This is a genomic window from Pseudomonas fluorescens, assembly GCF_002837185.1.
Lineage (GTDB): Bacteria > Pseudomonadota > Gammaproteobacteria > Pseudomonadales > Pseudomonadaceae > Aquipseudomonas > Aquipseudomonas fluorescens_AM.
Genome location: NZ_KZ477991.1, coordinates 61,940 through 78,737, shown reverse-complemented (window position 1 = coordinate 78,737; position 16,798 = coordinate 61,940). Strand labels below are relative to the sequence as shown.

The 16,798-nt window shown below is 58.9% G+C and carries 14 protein-coding genes; 10 read left to right on the top strand and 4 right to left on the bottom strand.

Going from position 1 to position 16,798, the window contains the following annotated elements:
- Positions 1-2 precede the first annotated feature (2 nt).
- Positions 3-1,697 (bottom strand): lactate permease LctP family transporter, encoded by a 1,695-nt coding sequence (locus CIB54_RS08805; protein ID WP_065952166.1) that lies wholly within the window; start codon positions 1,695-1,697, stop codon positions 3-5.
- A gap of 251 nt (positions 1,698-1,948) precedes the next feature.
- Here CIB54_RS08805 and CIB54_RS08800 point away from each other — a divergent pair, with 251 nt between their 5' ends.
- Positions 1,949-2,716 carry an FCD domain-containing protein gene (locus CIB54_RS08800; protein WP_101219542.1) on the top strand — a complete coding sequence of 256 codons (768 nt, stop codon included), beginning with the start codon at positions 1,949-1,951 and terminating at the stop codon, positions 2,714-2,716.
- Between the two features lie 37 nt (positions 2,717-2,753).
- On the opposite strand, the gene smpB is transcribed toward CIB54_RS08800, so the two are convergent.
- Complete coding sequence (gene smpB / locus CIB54_RS08795; protein WP_003235073.1) at positions 2,754-3,236, bottom strand: SsrA-binding protein SmpB; 483 nt, start codon at positions 3,234-3,236, stop codon at positions 2,754-2,756.
- Between the two features lie 169 nt (positions 3,237-3,405).
- Between smpB and CIB54_RS08790 the strand changes: the two genes are divergently transcribed.
- Both CIB54_RS08790 and CIB54_RS08785 read left to right on the top strand, forming a co-directional pair.
- On the top strand, positions 3,406-3,840 hold the full coding sequence (locus CIB54_RS08790) for a type II toxin-antitoxin system RatA family toxin (RefSeq protein WP_065952168.1): 435 nt from the start codon (positions 3,406-3,408) through the stop codon (positions 3,838-3,840).
- Entirely contained in the window at positions 3,833-4,135 is a 303-nt protein-coding gene (locus CIB54_RS08785; protein ID WP_065952169.1) for an RnfH family protein, read from the top strand. Before CIB54_RS08790 ends, CIB54_RS08785 begins: the two co-directional genes overlap by 8 nt.
- Before the next feature lie 56 nt (positions 4,136-4,191).
- Here CIB54_RS08785 and CIB54_RS08780 read toward each other — a convergent pair whose 3' ends face one another.
- On the bottom strand, positions 4,192-4,719 hold the full coding sequence (locus CIB54_RS08780; protein ID WP_057725005.1) for an outer membrane protein assembly factor BamE: 528 nt from the start codon (positions 4,717-4,719) through the stop codon (positions 4,192-4,194).
- A gap of 98 nt (positions 4,720-4,817) precedes the next feature.
- On the opposite strand from CIB54_RS08780, the gene fur reads away from it, so the two are divergent.
- Positions 4,818-5,222 carry a ferric iron uptake transcriptional regulator gene (gene fur / locus CIB54_RS08775; protein ID WP_065952170.1) on the top strand — a complete coding sequence of 135 codons (405 nt, stop codon included), beginning with the start codon at positions 4,818-4,820 and terminating at the stop codon, positions 5,220-5,222.
- Positions 5,223-5,308: 86 nt separating this feature from the next.
- Here fur and recN read toward each other — a convergent pair whose 3' ends face one another.
- Positions 5,309-6,982 (bottom strand): DNA repair protein RecN, encoded by a 1,674-nt coding sequence (gene recN, locus CIB54_RS08770; RefSeq protein ID WP_065952171.1) that lies wholly within the window; start codon positions 6,980-6,982, stop codon positions 5,309-5,311.
- Positions 6,983-7,236: 254 nt separating this feature from the next.
- On the opposite strand from recN, the gene grpE reads away from it, so the two are divergent.
- From grpE to carB, 6 genes are all read left to right on the top strand, one after another.
- Positions 7,237-7,797 carry a nucleotide exchange factor GrpE gene (grpE, locus tag CIB54_RS08765; protein ID WP_065952172.1) on the top strand — a complete coding sequence of 187 codons (561 nt, stop codon included), beginning with the start codon at positions 7,237-7,239 and terminating at the stop codon, positions 7,795-7,797.
- A gap of 102 nt (positions 7,798-7,899) precedes the next feature.
- Positions 7,900-9,816, top strand: a complete 1,917-nt coding sequence (dnaK, locus tag CIB54_RS08760; RefSeq protein WP_101219540.1) for a molecular chaperone DnaK — start codon at positions 7,900-7,902, stop codon at positions 9,814-9,816.
- 318 nt (positions 9,817-10,134) lie between these two features.
- On the top strand, positions 10,135-11,259 hold the full coding sequence (gene dnaJ, locus CIB54_RS08755) for a molecular chaperone DnaJ (protein WP_065883934.1): 1,125 nt from the start codon (positions 10,135-10,137) through the stop codon (positions 11,257-11,259).
- Between the two features lie 10 nt (positions 11,260-11,269).
- Complete coding sequence (gene dapB / locus CIB54_RS08750; RefSeq protein WP_065952174.1) at positions 11,270-12,076, top strand: 4-hydroxy-tetrahydrodipicolinate reductase; 807 nt, start codon at positions 11,270-11,272, stop codon at positions 12,074-12,076.
- A gap of 258 nt (positions 12,077-12,334) precedes the next feature.
- On the top strand, positions 12,335-13,471 hold the full coding sequence (gene carA / locus CIB54_RS08745; protein ID WP_065952175.1) for a glutamine-hydrolyzing carbamoyl-phosphate synthase small subunit: 1,137 nt from the start codon (positions 12,335-12,337) through the stop codon (positions 13,469-13,471).
- A 105-nt stretch (positions 13,472-13,576) separates the two neighbouring features.
- The gene (gene carB, locus CIB54_RS08740; protein WP_101219538.1) at positions 13,577-16,798 is read left to right on the top strand and encodes a carbamoyl-phosphate synthase large subunit; all 3,222 of its coding nucleotides are present in this window, start codon (positions 13,577-13,579) and stop codon (positions 16,796-16,798) included.

Genomic DNA, 16,798 nt, shown 5'->3' with positions numbered 1-16,798 from the left:
TCTCAGTGCACCAGCATACCGGTGAACCAATACGCCTGTGCCAAGGTGATCAGCCCGACGATCGTGGCAAAGAACAGGCTGTGTTTAAGGGTGAAGCGGAACAGGTCGGATTCCTTGCCCACCAGGCCGGTCGCCGCACAGGCCACGGCGATGGATTGCGGCGAAATCATTTTGCCGGTCACGCCGCCACTGGTATTCGCCGCCACCAGCAAGGTGTCGTTGACGCCGATCTGGTGGGCGGTGGTGGCTTGCAACGAGCTGAACAGTGCATTGGACGACGTGTCCGAGCCTGTCAGGAACACACCAAGCCAGCCGAGGAACGGTGAGAAAAACGGGAAGGCCGCGCCGGTGCCCGCCAGGACCAGGGCCATGGTCGAGGACATGCCCGAATAGTTGGTAACAAAGGCGAAGGCCAACACCATGCCAATGGACAGGATCGGCCAGCGCAGCTCATAAAAGGTTTCTTTTAAAGTGGTAAGACCAGTTTTAATGTCTATTTTCAGTACGGCCATCGAGATCAGCGCAGAGAAGAAAATCGCGGTGCCGGTTGCTGAAATCGGGTCCAGCTTGAATACCGCCGGTATGGCGGTGGGGTTGATGACGATTGGGGCGACTTTGATCACCAGTTGGTCCAGATGCGGAATCGCAAAGTTGAACACCCAGCTGTACATCGAGCCGCCGGCGGCAAACATCGCCTTGAAGGGTTTGAGGGTCCAGATGGTGACCAGCACGGTGAGTATCAGGAAGGGCGACCATGCCTTGAAAATCTGCCCCAGGCTGTACGGAGAAACAAGGGTGTTGCGGGGCAAGCCGAAGCCGCCGGCGCTGGCGGTAACCGCCGTGCTCGAGGTGGCGCCGGCGATCTGCGCGCCGGCGCTGCGCTTGGGTTGCCAGACTTTGAGGAATAAGGTCAGGGCGATCAGGCTGGCCAGTGCCGAGGTGATGTCGGGCAGCTCCGGGCCGATGAAATTGGAGGTGAAGTACTGAGTGACGGCAAAGCTCAGGCCGGCCACCAGGGCTGCGGGCCAGGTTTCGCGAACACCGCGCAGGCCGTCCATCATGAACACCAGCCAGAACGGCACGAACAGTGACAGCAGGGGCAGTTGGCGCCCGGTCATGGCGCCGATCTTGAAGGCGTCGATGCCGGTGACCTGGCCCGCCACGATGATCGGGATGCCCAGCGCACCAAAGGCGACCGGGGCGGTGTTGGCAATCAGGCACAGGCCGGCGGCGTAGAGCGGGTTGAAACCCAGGCCGACCAGCAGCGCGGCGGTGATTGCCACGGGGGCACCAAAACCGGCCGCCCCTTCGAGGAAGGCGCCGAAGCAGAAGCCGATCAGCAATACCTGCAAGCGCTGGTCGTCGGTAATCGACAGGACCGAGCTGCGGATAACCTCAAACTGACCACTCTTGACCGTCAACTTGTAGAGAAATACAGCCGCCACGATGATCCACGCAATCGGCCACAAGCCATAGGCGAAGCCGTAGCCGGCGGCGGCCAGGGCCATGTCGACCGGCATCTGGAAGGCGAAAATGGCCACCAGGATCGACAGCGCGAGGGTGATGCTGCCGGCCACGTGCCCCTTGAGGCGGAATACAGCCAGGGCCAGGAAGAAAAATACAATGGGGATAACGGCGGCCAGTGCGGATACACCGAGACTGCCGAGAGGGCTGTAGAGCTGTTGCCAGGTTTGCATGTGGGGTGGCCCCTGATTGTTGTTGTTTGTACGCCGTGGATAATTGGTAATACCAATTCACCGTCGCTGTGGGCTAGATTAAGAGGCTTGGCAGGGGTGTGTCAATTTGCCGCCCACGAAACTTTGGTCGTACGGGTGGGTGTGCAGCGTTCTGATCGGGATAATCCGAGGCGTTCTGATAGGTGCCGGGAGCGCGGCGATAGGCCAGAATAGAGAGCCCGGCGCGTGGTCGGGATGGTGGAGAGCGGGTTATGGGGTTTGATCAGGTGCGTCAGCGCCGTTTGTCTGACGATATTGTCGAGCAGCTCGAGGGCATGATCCTTGAGGGCACGCTGAAGTCGGGCGAGCGCTTGCCGGCCGAGCGCGCATTGGCTGAACGATTTGGTGTGTCGCGTCCGTCGCTGCGAGAAGCGATCCAGAAGCTGGCGGCCAAAGGGTTGTTGGTCAGTCGTCAGGGCGGCGGCAACTATGTGGTGGAATCCCTGGGCTCAACCTTCAGTGACCCTTTGTTGCATTTGTTGGAAAACAATCCTGAAGCGCAGCGAGACCTGCTGGAGTTTCGCCAGACGCTTGAGGCTTCCTGTGCTTATTACGCGGCATTACGTGCAACGGAAGTGGACCGTGAGCGGCTGACAGCGGCGTTTGAGGCCTTGCAGGATTGCTATGCGCGGGCCGATGAGGTGAGTCGAGTGGAGGAGGGGGCGGCCGATGCGCGGTTTCACCTGGCCATTGCCGAAGCCAGTCATAACGCCGTTTTGCTGCACACCATCCGCGGGCTGTTCGATCTGCTCAAGCGTAACGTGGTGACCAACATTGGCGGCATGTATCAACAGCGCACCGAGACCCGCGACATGCTCATCAGCCAGCATCGTGATCTGTACTTGGCCATTATTGAAGGGCGGGCCGAGCAGGCGCGGGAGATTTCAACACGTCACCTGCTGTATGTGCAGGAAGTGCTGGAGGAGGTTCGTCAGGAGGTTCAGCGCGTAGCTCGGGCGCAGCGACGTAAGGGCATGTAGCCTCGGGCGAGTCGCCCGAAGCTGCATCGTCACAAGCTTAGTCTTCCTTGCCCTTGTTGCGCACCGCGCGATGCAATTCGCGATTGGAGTCGCGCTCGCGTTCGGTATCGCGTTTGTCGTATTCCTTCTTGCCCTTGCCCAGCGCGATTTCGCACTTGACCAGGTGCTTGCTCCAGTACCAGGACAAGCAGATGCAGGCGTAGCCTTTCTGTTGCACTGCCGCAGCGAGTTTTTCCAGCTCGCGGGCATTGAGCAGCAGCTTGCGCGTGCGCACCGGGTCGGCAATCACGTGGGTGCTCGCGGTGGTCAGCGGGGTGATATGACTGCCAAGCAGCCACGCCTCGCCATCCTTGAGCAGCACATAGCTGTCGACCAGCTGCAGCTTGCTGGCACGCAGACTTTTTACTTCCCAGCCGGCCAGGACCAGACCAGCCTCGAACCGATGTTCGATGAAGTAATCGTGTCGCGCCTTTTTATTTTGCGCGATGGTCCCTGTGGGGTGTTTCTTTTGTTTAGCCATAGGGGCGGCATTATAGGGAGTTGCGAGCGTGTCGGCTACGGTCAACCTGCGTGCTTGAGCGTGTTGGACGAATCCCGGACAATGCGGTCAGTTCTTTGGTTTTTTTCTCTCGCGGATCTGGCTGTTGTTTCGCGATGTTTGCCCGCTCAGCTGTGGAAATAACGCTCACATGACGACGCATATTCAACGTTCGGCCCTGCTGCCATATCCCGCACAGGCGCTCTATGACCTGGTCAACGACGTGGCGCGTTACCCGGAATTCCTGCCGTGGTGCTCCACTGCCGAGGTTTTGGAGAGCGGTGACGCATACATGGTTGCCAGCGTCGGCGTAGCCAAGGGTGGGCTTAGCCAGCATTTTGTGACCCGCAATGTGCTGGTGCCTGGGCAATCCATCGAAATGAATCTGCAGGAAGGGCCGTTCACCCAGTTGCATGGGGTATGGGTATTCAAGGCGCTGACGGACAAGGCCTGCAAGATCAGCCTGGATCTGTCGTTCGATTACGCAGGGCCGATTATTCGCGCGACATTGGGGCCTTTGTTCAATCAGGCGGCGAATACGCTGGTGGACGCGTTCTGTCAGCGGGCCAAGCAACTGCATGGTTGACATTGAAGTGGTGCATGCCGCTGTTGACCGCCAGGTTTTATTGCAGGTGAAGGTTCCGGCGGGCACGAGCCTGAGGGCAGCGGTGCGGATGTCGGGGATCGCCGAGCAATTTGCGCAGTTGGCGCTGGCTGAATGCCCGTTGGGGATTTTCGGAAAGGTGGTTGCTGACGCGGATGTGCGTGTCGTGCAGCCAGGTGATCGAATTGAAATCTACCGGCCGTTGCTGGCAGATCCCAAGGAAGTACGCAGGCAGCGTGCGGCCAGGGCGGCGAAGAACAGGCCGCAAGGCTCATAAAACCGTCAGACAACAAAAAGCCCGGCATGCCGGGCTTTTTGTTGAGTGTCGCTTTGTTACTGCGGGCTGGTGTCCAGAGGCTGTGGCGTCGGGACTGGCACGGTTTCCACGCCATCGACGTCCTTCTGGATCTGGTCCAGCAAGGAGCCTGGCTTGGCCGGCACCTCGGATTTCGGCTTCTCGGCTTCCTGTGCAGGGGCGGTCACGCTGGTACCGCTGTCCTTGCCCAACAGCGCTTCATCGCGGCTTACGCCAGGCATGAAGTCGCCGGAAAGGCTGACAAGCTGGTCATTGCCATTGAAAATGACACTGACGCGCTCCTGCTGGCGCTCACCGCCGCCAGGCTGGAGGCTGTAGAGGTAATCCCAGCGATCGGCATGGAAAGTGTCGGTCAGCAGGGGATTGCCCATGATAAACCTTACTTGCCGTCGGGTCATTCCCGGGCGTAACTGGTCTATCATGTCCTGCGTGACGACATTGCCCTGCTGGATGTCGATTTTGTAAACCCCGGGGAATGAACAACCGGCGAGTGCGAGCAGTCCCACAAAGGTGAAACTGGTTAGCAAGAGCTTGGTGTTTTGCATCGGTGGGCGACTTCCACTATCTTGGCTGGGACAACGTAAACGCCGATCATACCCGTATTATGAGAAGCTGCGAAGCAGCATCCGCGAGAAAGCTAACCATGGTTGAAAATAGCGAACTACGCAAAGCCGGTCTCAAAGTGACTCTGCCCCGAGTCAAGATTCTACAAATGCTCGATTCTGCTGAGCAGCGCCACATGAGTGCCGAGGACGTTTACAAGGCGCTGATGGAGGCTAATGAAGACGTCGGCCTGGCCACGGTTTACCGTGTCCTGACCCAGTTTGAAGCCGCAGAGCTGGTGGTTCGTCATAATTTCGACGGCGGTCATGCAGTGTTTGAATTGGCCGACGGTGGGCACCACGACCATATGGTTGACCTGGATACCAATGAGGTTATCGAGTTCACCAGCCCTGAGATCGAAGCGCTGCAGCATAAGATCGCTGAGGAGCATGGCTTCGATTTGGTCGACCATAATCTGGTGCTGTACATCCGTAAGAAAAAGTAAAAATCGACGCAGATTTGCTCTGCGAAACGATTGAAGGCGACCCTAGGGTCGCCTTCGTGCTTTATATAAGAAGGAAAAAGCTCGCTTCAAGCCTTCGCCGCTACGACCATCTTCTTCGCATGCGCCAGGGACTCCTTGGTCAAATCAATACCGCCGAGCATCCGCGCCACTTCCTCCACGCGCTCCGACTTGTTCAGCTTGGACACGGCCGTGCGCGTCGCTTCGCTGCCTCGCACCTTGTGCACGAACAAGTGCTGATGCCCTTGGGCCGCCACTTGCGGTAAGTGGGTCACCGTAAGCACCTGGCCACGATCGCCCAGGCGTCGCAACAACTGGCCAACAATCTCGGCAGTCGGCCCGCCAATGCCTACGTCCACCTCATCGAATACCAGGGTCGGTACACGCGAAGTTTGCGCAGTGATGACCTGGATCGCCAGGCTGATCCGTGAAAGCTCGCCGCCGGAGGCGACTTTTGCCAGGGCCTTGAGCGGTTGCCCCGGGTTGGCGCTGACCAGCAACTCCACCTGTTCCAGTCCTTGGGGTTGCAGTTCATGGCTGGTATTGGCGTGCAACTGGATGGTGAAGCGGCCACCGGGCATGCCCAGCCGCTGGATTTCCTGCTCCACGGCATCGGCCAGGCGGGTGGCGGCTTGCTGGCGAAGGTCGCTCAGCTCGCGAGCTTTTTCCTGATAATGGCGGGCGAAGGAGGCGAGTTCTTCGCCGAGGCGCTCAATGGACTCGTCGTTCGCGTTCAAGGTTTCGATTTCATCCAGCAGCTTTTGCTGCATCGCCGCCACTTCGGTTGGCTGGATGCGATGTTTGCGCGCCAGGGTGTAGATAGTGTCCAGGCGCTCTTCTATTTCCTGCAGGCGCGCCGGGTCGGCATCGAAATGATCCAGGAAGCGGTTCAGCTCACCTACCGCCTCCTCTACCTGGATCTGCGCGCTGGTCAGCAGGGTAGTGGCCTCACTCAGTGAGCCGGAGGCGTTAGTCACGCTGGACAGGCGATTAAGGCTTGCCGTCAGTGCGTTGAGCACATTGCCGGAATCACTTTCGCTGCATTGCTCGATCACTTGGCGACAGATACCCAGCAGCGTCTCGGCGTTGGTCAGGTTTTTGTGTTCCTGTTCAAGCTGTTCCAGTTCGGTCTCGCCCAGGCCCAGGCTTTCAAGCTCTTCGAGTTGATAGCTGAGCAATTGGTGGCGAGCGCGTTGCTCGTCGCCGGAGTTGGAAAGACGTTCCAGTTCCTGGCGTGTCTGGCGCCAGCGGTGGGCGGCCAGGTGAACCTGGCGAGCAAGGTCGGTGGCGCCGGCGTACTCGTCGAGCAGGCGGCGATGGGTGTCGGTTTTCAGTAGGGACTGGTGCTCATGCTGGCTGTGGATATCAATCAGCAGTTCACCCAGGGCTTTCAAGTCGCCAAGGGGGCAGGGCGTGCCGTTGATGTAGCCGCGTGAGCGTCCTTCGGCGGTGATGACCCGGCGCAGAATGCACGGCCCTTCATTATTGAGGTCGCGCTCGGCCAGCCAGGCCTCGGCCTCGGGAATATCCGCCAGGTCGAAGGTGGCCAGGATGTCGGCCTTGTCGGCGCCGGGGCGTACCACTCCGCTGTCGGCGCGGTCCCCGAGCGTCAGGCCCAGGGCGTCGAGCATGATCGACTTGCCGGCGCCGGTCTCGCCTGTGATTACGCTCATGCCGCGATCCAGTTCGAGATCCAGATGTTCAACGATGGCGTAGTTATGTACGGACAGGTGCACGAGCATGAAGGTCGCTCCCAGGCTTTAGGTATGGTTATTTATACAGTGTTTTATCTGAGGCTGACAATCCTGGCGCTTAGCTCGATTTGCTTGATCAATGGCTTTTTTTAGCTCAATAAGGCATGTACAGGCAGGAAATGATCCGAGACATACGAAAGACTTTTGGTAACCCCTGCACCCTTGAACCTGAAAATTGTGGCCCCATATACCGGAACAGAAGCGCGAGTTGAGTTCGCGCATGATTTTGAAAGGAGAAATCTATGGCTGACGAACAGACGCAGGATACGCAAACGCCAGACGCCAATTCGGCTGCCGGTGATGAGCTGGGGACTCGTGTGCAAGTGCTCGAAGAGCAGCTGGCCGCAGCGCAGGATCAGTCGTTGCGTGTTGCCGCCGATCTGCAGAACGTCCGCCGCCGTGCCGAGCAGGATGTAGAAAAGGCTCACAAATTCGCATTGGAAAAATTCGCCAACGACCTGCTGCCGATTATCGACAGCCTGGAGCGTGGCCTTGAACTGTCCAATCCGGATGACGAAAACATCCGCCCGATGCGCGAAGGGATCGAACTGACCCTGAAAATGTTCCAGGACACCCTGAAGCGTTATCAGTTGGAAGCCATCAATCCACTAGGCGGTGAGCCGTTCAACGCAGAGCACCACCAGGCGATGGCGATGCAGGAAAGCCACGACCTGGAGCCCAACAGCGTATTGAAGGTATTCCAGAAGGGTTATCTGCTTAACGGTCGCTTGTTGCGTCCGGCGATGGTGGTGGTGAGCAAGGCGCCCGCACCCGTTTCGCCTTCTATTGATGAGCAGGCTTGAAATCCGCCGCAAGGCCCCCATCTATAAGTCAAGCGTTTAAGTGCTACCGCAGTTAGCCACAACTGCTGCGGCATCCAAATTCAAGTTTCGGGAGAGTGAATCATGGGCAAAATTATCGGTATCGACCTGGGGACCACCAACTCGTGCGTCTCGGTCATGGAAAACGGCAAGGCCAAAGTCATCGAAAACGCTGAAGGCGCGCGTACCACGCCGTCGATCATCGCTTACGCCAACGACGGCGAGATCCTGGTCGGTCAGTCGGCCAAGCGTCAGGCCGTTACCAACCCGCACAACACCCTGTACGCGGTAAAGCGTCTGATCGGTCGTAAGTTCGACGAAGAAGTCGTACAGAAAGACATCAAGATGGTGCCTTACAAAATCGCCAAGGCCGACAACGGTGACGCCTGGGTTGAAGTAAACGGCAACAAGATGTCTGCGCCGCAGATCTCGGCTGAAGTCTTGAAAAAGATGAAGAAGACTGCCGAAGATTACCTCGGTGAAACCGTGACCGAGGCGGTGATCACCGTTCCGGCCTACTTCAACGACAGCCAGCGCCAGGCGACCAAAGATGCCGGCCGCATCGCCGGGCTGGACGTAAAACGTATCATCAACGAACCCACCGCGGCCGCCCTGGCCTACGGTATGGACAAGGCCAAAGGCGACCACACTGTGATCGTTTATGACTTGGGTGGTGGTACTTTCGACGTCTCCGTCATCGAGATCGCTGAAGTTGACGGCGAGCACCAGTTCGAAGTGTTGGCCACCAACGGCGACACATTCCTGGGTGGTGAAGACTTCGACATCCGTCTGATCGACTACCTCGTTGACGAATTCAAGAAAGAAAGCGGCATGAACCTCAAGGGTGACCCGCTGGCGATGCAGCGCCTGAAAGAAGCCGCCGAGAAAGCCAAGATCGAACTGTCGTCGAGCATGTCCACCGACGTGAACCTGCCGTATATCACTGCAGATGCTACCGGTCCTAAGCACTTGAACGTGAAGATCTCTCGCGCCAAGTTGGAAGCACTGGTTGAAGACCTGGTTCAGCGCACCATCGAGCCATGCCGTATCGCATTGAAAGACGCCGGTATCGACGTTGGCGCGATCAACGACGTGATCCTGGTCGGTGGTCAGACCCGTATGCCGCTGGTACAGCAGAAAGTCACCGAGTTCTTCGGTAAAGAAGCACGTAAAGACGTGAACCCGGACGAAGCGGTCGCCATGGGCGCTGCCATCCAGGGCGCGGTATTGGCTGGTGACGTGAAAGACGTGTTGCTGCTGGACGTGAGCCCTCTGACCCTGGGTATCGAAACCATGGGCGGCGTGATGACTGCGCTGATCGAGAAAAACACCACGATTCCTACCAAGAAATCCCAGGTGTTTTCGACTGCCGACGATAACCAGGGCGCCGTGACCATTCACGTGCTGCAAGGCGAGCGTAAGCAAGCTGCGCAGAACAAATCCCTGGGCAAGTTCGACTTGGCCGAGATTCCACCAGCACCACGTGGCGTGCCGCAAATCGAAGTGACCTTCGACATCGACGCCAACGGCATCCTGCACGTTGGCGCGAAAGACAAGGCTACCGGCAAAGAGCAGAAGATCACCATCAAGGCCAACTCCGGCCTGTCTGATGAAGAAATTCAACAGATGATTCGTGATGCTGAAGCCAATGCTGATGCGGATGCCAAGTTTGCCGAGTTGGCTGGCGCCCGTAACCAGGGTGATGCGCTGGTTCACTCGACGCGCAAAATGGTCGCTGATGCTGGCGACAAGGTGAGTGCCGAAGAGAAAGCTGCAATCGAAGCCGCTGTAGTTGCCCTGGAAGCCGCTATCAAAGGCGATGACAAGGCCGCTATCGAAGCCAAGGTTGAGGAGTTGTCGAAGGTTTCCGCGCCAGTGGCTCAGAAAATGTACGCCGAACAAGGCCAGCCGGCTGAAGGTGCTGCGCAGCAAGCAGAGCCTGAAGCCAAGCACGATGATGTTGTCGATGCCGAGTTCGAAGAAGTCAAAGACCAGAAGTAACTTGGTCGCCCGGTTGACCGCTCACAAGCGGTGACTGGTAGGATGTCGCCGCGCGGGAGCTTGCTCCCGCGTTGGCGTGTCTGGGGTATGCGAATTTTTACAGTATGCGACAGCGTTCGGGTGCTGGCGGTGTGGTCGGGAATGCTCCTGCTTTCCGAGCAGTAAATGCCGCGTTTTTAGTCGGGTGGCCGGCTAAAAAGTAGTAATGACCAGGATCGTTGAATTGACGTGAGTTGGGTCCGGGCCTGCATTGGGGCTCAACGAGTTTGGCGAGGCTCAGGAGGGTCTGGCTGAACGTCCTTAAGAGTGCAAAGACTTATGGCAAAGCGTGACTATTACGAAGTATTGGGTGTGGAGCGCGGGGCTAGCGAGGCGGACCTGAAAAAGGCTTACCGTCGCCTGGCGATGAAGCACCACCCGGACCGTAATCCGGATAGCAAAGAATCCGAAGAAATGTTCAAAGAGGCCAATGAGGCCTACGAATGTCTGTCTGATCCCAACAAGCGTGCAGCCTACGACCAGTATGGCCATGCCGGTGTCGACCCGAGCATGGGCGGCGGCGGTGCCGGTTTTGGTGGCCAGAACTTCTCCGATATTTTCGGTGATGTGTTCAGTGATTTCTTTGGCGGTGGCCGTGGTGGTCAGCGTGGCGGGGCCCAGCGTGGCAGCGACCTGCGCTATACCCTGGAGCTGAACCTGGAAGAAGCCGTGCGCGGCACCAGCGTCAACATCCGTGTACCGACGCTGGTCAACTGCAAACCGTGCGACGGCTCGGGTGCCAAGAAGGGTTCTTCGCCAATCACCTGCCCGACCTGCGGCGGTATCGGCCAGGTTCGGATGCAGCAGGGCTTCTTCTCGGTGCAGCAAACCTGCCCGCGTTGCCATGGCCAGGGCAAGATCATTTCCGACCCGTGCGATTCCTGCCATGGCGAAGGTCGTGTCGAAGAGTACAAGACGCTGTCGGTAAAAGTGCCGGCGGGCGTGGATACCGGTGACCGCATTCGTCTGTCGGGTGAAGGGGAAGCGGGTACTCAAGGTGGGCCTACGGGCGACCTGTATGTGGTGATCAATGTGCGCGAGCACTCGATCTTCCAGCGCGATGGCAAGCATCTGTTCTGTGAAGTGCCGATCAGCTTTGTCGATGCGGCCCTGGGTGGTGAACTGGAAATTCCGACGCTGGACGGTCGGGTCAAGCTCAAGATTCCAGAGGGCACGCAGACCGGCAAGCAGTTCCGTATCCGTGGCAAAGGCGTTGCGCCGGTGCGCGGTGGTGGGGCAGGCGACCTGATGTGTCGTGTGGCGGTAGAAACGCCCGTCAACCTGAATCGCCGTCAGCGTGAGCTGCTTGAAGAGTTCCGCAGTTCGTTGGAAGGTGATGACTCCCATTCGCCAAAAACCACGGGTTTTTTCGATGGCGTGAAGCGCTTCTTCGGCGACCTGTAAGGAATTGAGTATGCGACGTATAGCCGTAATGGGCGCTGCCGGGCGCATGGGCAAAACGCTGGTCGAAGCCGTGCAGCAGCGCTCGCCGGCGTCCGGGCTGACTGCGGCGATCGTTCGTCCGGGCAGCACGTTGATCGGTGCAGATGCGGGTGAGTTGGCTTCGCTGGGCCGTATTGGCGTTTCGTTGTCCGGTCACCTGGGGCAGGTGGCCGACGAGTTCGACGTGTTGATCGATTTCACGCTGCCGGAGGTGATGCTGGAAAACCTGGCATTCTGCCGTAAGGCAGGCAAGGCGATGGTGATCGGTACCACCGGTTTGACGGTTGAGCAGAAGCAGTTGCTGGCTCAGGCGGGCAAGGATATTCCGATCGTCTTTGCAGCGAACTTCAGCGTGGGCGTGAATCTTTCCCTCAAGTTGCTGGACATGGCGGCTCGTGTATTGGGCGATGAAGCGGATATCGAAATTATCGAAACCCATCATCGTCACAAGATCGATGCGCCGTCCGGGACTGCCTTGCGGATGGGCGAGGCCATCGCTGATGCGTTGGGGCGTGACCTGTCGAAAGTGGCGGTGTATGGCCGTGAAGGGCATACCGGTGCGCGTGCGCGCGACACCATTGGATTTGCCACTGTGCGCGGTGGTGATGTGGTCGGTGATCACACTGTGCTGTTTGCCACTGAAGGCGAGCGCCTGGAGATCACGCACAAGGCGTCCAGCCGAATGACGTTCGCCAAGGGCGCGGTGCGTGCTGCGCTCTGGTTGGAGGGGCGCGAGCCTGGTCTGTACGACATGCGTGATGTACTCGACCTGCACTAATCGGTAGCTTAAACAGGGCCTCAAGCTTATGCTTGGGCCCCGTTTTACCCGCTAAGCGACGCCCTGTCGCATTCCCCTGCCTTTCAGGCTCATTAGCGGTGGACCAAAAAAGCCTTTTTCTGTAAGCTACAGCTTTAGTGTGTCCACTAAAAGCGCGCAGAATAATTCAGTGAAGAAGCGGGGTGACGTGTCCATACGTCACTCCGCTTTTTTGCAACCTGCGATCGCCCTTTCAGGCTTTATTTACGGGAGGTCTTCTTGACTAAGCCAGCCATACTCGCCCTTGCTGATGGCAGCATTTTTCGCGGCGAAGCCATTGGAGCCGACGGTCAAACCGTTGGTGAGGTGGTGTTCAACACCGCCATGACAGGCTATCAGGAAATCCTTACCGATCCTTCCTACGCCCAGCAGATCGTTACCCTGACCTATCCGCACATCGGCAACACCGGTACTACACCGGAAGACGCCGAGTCTGATCGTGTCTGGTCGGCAGGTCTGGTGATTCGTGACCTGCCACTGGTTGCGAGCAACTGGCGTAACACGATGTCGCTGTCCGATTACCTGAAAGCCAACAACGTTGTGGCGATCGCCGGTATCGATACGCGCCGCCTCACGCGCATCCTGCGTGAAAAAGGCTCGCAGAACGGCTGCATCATGGTCGGTGAGAATATCTCCGAAGAGGCGGCGATTGCCGCAGCGCAAGGGTTCCCTGGCCTGAAGGGCATGGACCTGGCGAAAGTCGTCAGCGTCAAAGAGAAGTACGAATGGCGCTCCACTGTCTGGGACCTGAAGACCGACAGCCACGCGACTATCGATGCCGCTGAGCTGCCTTATCACGTTGTGGCCTACGATTACGGCGTCAAGTACAACATCCTGCGCATGCTGGTTGAGCGCGGCTGCCGCGTGACCGTGGTGCCGGCGCAAACCCCGGCCAGCGATGTACTCGCCCTGCAACCGGACGGCGTGTTCCTGTCCAACGGCCCTGGTGACCCCGAGCCATGCGACTACGCCATCCAGGCGATCAAGGACGTGCTGGAAACCGAGATTCCGGTATTCGGTATCTGCCTCGGCCACCAGTTGCTGGCCCTGGCCTCGGGCGCCAAGACCCTGAAAATGGGCCACGGTCACCACGGTGCCAACCACCCCGTGCAGGACCTGGACACCGGCGTTGTCATGATCACCAGCCAGAACCACGGTTTTGCGGTGGATGAAGCGAGCCTGCCTTCGAACGTGCGCGCTATTCACAAGTCGCTGTTCGACGGCTCCCTGCAAGGCATCGAGCGCACCGACAAGAGCGCGTTCAGCTTCCAGGGTCACCCTGAAGCCAGCCCGGGCCCGAACGACGTAGCGCCGCTGTTCGACCGTTTCATCAATGAGATGGCCAAGCGACGCTGACTGAGCGGCCTGCGGGTGGCCCCGAACTTCGGTGGCCCCCGCAGGTTCTTCAAAGAATGTTCAAGACGGCTTGCCGACTGACCTGCGGATTTGAGTGACAAACCCATGCCAAAACGTACAGACATAAAAAGCATCCTGATTCTCGGCGCTGGCCCGATCGTGATCGGCCAGGCCTGCGAATTCGACTACTCCGGCGCCCAGGCCTGTAAAGCCCTGCGCGAGGAGGGCTACCGCGTCATCCTGGTGAACTCCAACCCGGCCACCATCATGACCGACCCGGCCATGGCCGACGCCACCTACATCGAACCGATCAAATGGCAGACCGTGGCCAAGATCATCGAAAAAGAGCGTCCGGACGCGCTGTTGCCAACCATGGGGGGCCAGACCGCACTGAACTGCGCCCTGGACCTGGAGCGCGAAGGCGTCCTGGAAAAGTTCGACGTCGAGATGATCGGTGCGAACGCGGACACCATCGACAAGGCGGAAGACCGTTCGCGTTTCGACAAGGCGATGAAGTCCATCGGCCTTGACTGCCCGCGCTCCGGTATCGCCCACAGCATGGAAGAGGCCAACGCGGTTCTCGAAAAGCTGGGCTTCCCCTGCATTATCCGTCCGTCCTTCACCATGGGCGGCACCGGTGGTGGCATTGCTTACAACCGCGAAGAATTCGAAGAGATCTGCGCCCGTGGCCTGGACCTGTCTCCGACCAAAGAGCTGCTGATCGACGAATCCCTGATCGGCTGGAAAGAGTACGAGATGGAGGTTGTCCGCGATAAAAAGGACAACTGCATCATCGTCTGCTCCATCGAAAACTTCGATCCGATGGGCGTGCACACTGGTGACTCGATCACCGTTGCGCCGGCGCAGACCCTGACGGACAAGGAATACCAGATCATGCGCAACGCCTCGTTGGCGGTATTGCGTGAAATCGGCGTTGAAACCGGTGGTTCCAACGTTCAGTTCGGTATCTGCCCGGACACAGGCCGCATGGTCGTGATCGAGATGAACCCGCGTGTATCGCGTTCTTCGGCGCTGGCCTCGAAAGCGACCGGCTTCCCGATTGCGCGTATCGCTGCCAAGCTGGCGATCGGTTACACCCTGGACGAGTTGCAAAACGAAATCACGGGCGGCGCCATGCCGGCGTCTTTCGAGCCGTCTATCGACTACGTTGTGACCAAGCTGCCGCGCTTTGCCTTCGAAAAATTCGCCAAGGCCGATGCGCGCCTGACCACTCAGATGAAGTCGGTCGGTGAAGTCATGGCGATCGGCCGCACGTTCCAGGAATCCCTGCAGAAAGCCCTGCGCGGCCTGGAAGTCGGTGTGTGCGGCCTGGACGAGAAGCTCGACCTGAGCAACCCGGAAAGCATGAGCATCCTCAAGCGCGAGCTGACCGTGCCAGGCGCCGAGCGTATCTGGTACGTGGCTGACGCCTTCCGTGCCGGCCTGAGCGTCGAAGATATTTTCGGCATGAACATGATCGACCCGTGGTTCCTGGTGCAGATAGAAGACCTGATCAAGGAAGAAGAGAAGGTCAAGACCCTTGGCCTGTCGTCCATCGACCGCGACCTGATGTTCCGTCTCAAGCGCAAAGGCTTCTCCGACCAGCGTCTGGCCAAGTTGCTGGGTGTGACCGAGAAGAACCTGCGTACCCATCGCCACAAGCTGGACATCTTCCCGGTCTACAAGCGCGTTGACACCTGCGCCGCCGAGTTCGCCACCGACACTGCGTACATGTACTCCACCTATGAAGAAGAGTGTGAAGCCGCGCCGTCAGGCCGCGACAAGATCATCATTCTGGGTGGCGGTCCGAACCGTATCGGCCAGGGCATCGAGTTCGACTATTGCTGCGTTCACGCCGCACTTGCACTGCGCGAAGACGGCTACGAGACCATCATGGTCAACTGCAACCCGGAAACGGTTTCCACTGACTACGACACGTCCGACCGTCTGTACTTCGAGCCGGTAACCCTGGAAGACGTACTGGAAATCTGCCGCGTCGAGAAACCAAAAGGCGTGATCGTCCAGTACGGCGGCCAAACCCCGTTGAAACTGGCGCGTGCCCTGGAAGCCGCTGGCGTGCCGATCATCGGTACCAGCCCGGATGCCATCGACCGTGCAGAAGACCGTGAGCGCTTCCAGCAGATGGTCGAGCGCCTGAACCTGCGCCAGCCGCCAAACGCCACCGTGCGCAGCGAAGACGAAGCCATCCGCGCAGCCAGCAAGATCGGCTACCCGCTGGTGGTGCGTCCGTCCTACGTACTGGGCGGCCGCGCGATGGAAATCGTCTACGAAGAAGAAGAGCTCAAGCGCTACCTGCGTGACGCGGTGAAAGTTTCCAACGACAGCCCGGTGCTGCTCGACCACTTCCTCAACTGCGCCATCGAAATGGACGTGGACGCGGTGTGCGACGGTACCGACGTGGTGATCGGCGCGATCATGCAGCACATCGAGCAGGCGGGCGTTCACTCCGGTGACTCCGCATGCTCGCTGCCGCCGTACTCGCTGCCGGCGCACATCCAGGACGAGATGCGCGAACAGGTCAAGAAAATGGCCCTGGAGCTGGGTGTGGTCGGCCTGATGAACGTGCAGTTGGCGCTGCAAGGCGAAGACATCTACGTCATCGAAGTCAACCCGCGCGCTTCGCGTACCGTGCCTTTCGTGTCCAAGTGCATCGGTGTGTCCCTGGCCATGATCGCTGCGCGCGTAATGGCCGGTAAGACCCTGAAGGAAATCGGCTTCACCAAGGAAATCATTCCGAACTTCTACAGCGTGAAAGAGGCGGTGTTCCCCTTCGCCAAATTCCCTGGCGTGGACCCGATCCTGGGCCCGGAAATGAAGTCCACCGGTGAAGTGATGGGCGTGGGCGACACCTTCGGCGAAGCCTTCGCCAAGGCCCAGATGGGCGCCAGCGAAGTGCTGCCGACCGGCGGTACTGCGTTTATCAGCGTGCGCGATGACGACAAGCCACTGGTTGCGGGTGTGGCCCGTGATCTGATCAACTTGGGCTTTGAAGTCGTGGCTACCGCCGGGACCGCCAAGCTGATCGAAGCGGCCGGCCTGAAAGTACGCCGCGTGAACAAAGTGACGGAGGGCCGTCCGCACGTGGTCGACATGATCAAGAATGACGAAGTCACCCTGATCATCAACACCACCGAAGGTCGCCAGTCGATCGCGGACTCCTACTCCATTCGTCGTAATGCCTTGCAGCACAAGATCTATTGCACCACCACCATTGCTGCTGGCGAAGCCATCTGCGAAGCGCTCAAGTTCGGTCCGGAAAAGACCGTGCGTCGCTTGCAGGATCTACACGCAGGATTGAAGGCATGA

Bases quoted from the DNA above. Each gene is read 5' to 3' on its own strand.
- CIB54_RS08805 (WP_065952166.1), bottom strand. From the start codon at position 1,697: ATGCAAACCTGGCAACAGCTCTACAGCCCTCTCGGCAGTCTCGGTGTA.
- CIB54_RS08800 (WP_101219542.1), top strand. From the start codon at position 1,949: ATGGGGTTTGATCAGGTGCGTCAGCGCCGTTTGTCTGACGATATTGTC.
- smpB (WP_003235073.1), bottom strand. From the start codon at position 3,236: ATGGCTAAACAAAAGAAACACCCCACAGGGACCATCGCGCAAAATAAA.
- CIB54_RS08790 (WP_065952168.1), top strand. From the start codon at position 3,406: ATGACGACGCATATTCAACGTTCGGCCCTGCTGCCATATCCCGCACAG.
- CIB54_RS08785 (WP_065952169.1), top strand. From the start codon at position 3,833: ATGGTTGACATTGAAGTGGTGCATGCCGCTGTTGACCGCCAGGTTTTA.
- CIB54_RS08780 (WP_057725005.1), bottom strand. From the start codon at position 4,719: ATGCAAAACACCAAGCTCTTGCTAACCAGTTTCACCTTTGTGGGACTG.
- fur (WP_065952170.1), top strand. From the start codon at position 4,818: ATGGTTGAAAATAGCGAACTACGCAAAGCCGGTCTCAAAGTGACTCTG.
- recN (WP_065952171.1), bottom strand. From the start codon at position 6,982: ATGCTCGTGCACCTGTCCGTACATAACTACGCCATCGTTGAACATCTG.
- grpE (WP_065952172.1), top strand. From the start codon at position 7,237: ATGGCTGACGAACAGACGCAGGATACGCAAACGCCAGACGCCAATTCG.
- dnaK (WP_101219540.1), top strand. From the start codon at position 7,900: ATGGGCAAAATTATCGGTATCGACCTGGGGACCACCAACTCGTGCGTC.
- dnaJ (WP_065883934.1), top strand. From the start codon at position 10,135: ATGGCAAAGCGTGACTATTACGAAGTATTGGGTGTGGAGCGCGGGGCT.
- dapB (WP_065952174.1), top strand. From the start codon at position 11,270: ATGCGACGTATAGCCGTAATGGGCGCTGCCGGGCGCATGGGCAAAACG.
- carB (WP_101219538.1), top strand. From the start codon at position 13,577: ATGCCAAAACGTACAGACATAAAAAGCATCCTGATTCTCGGCGCTGGC.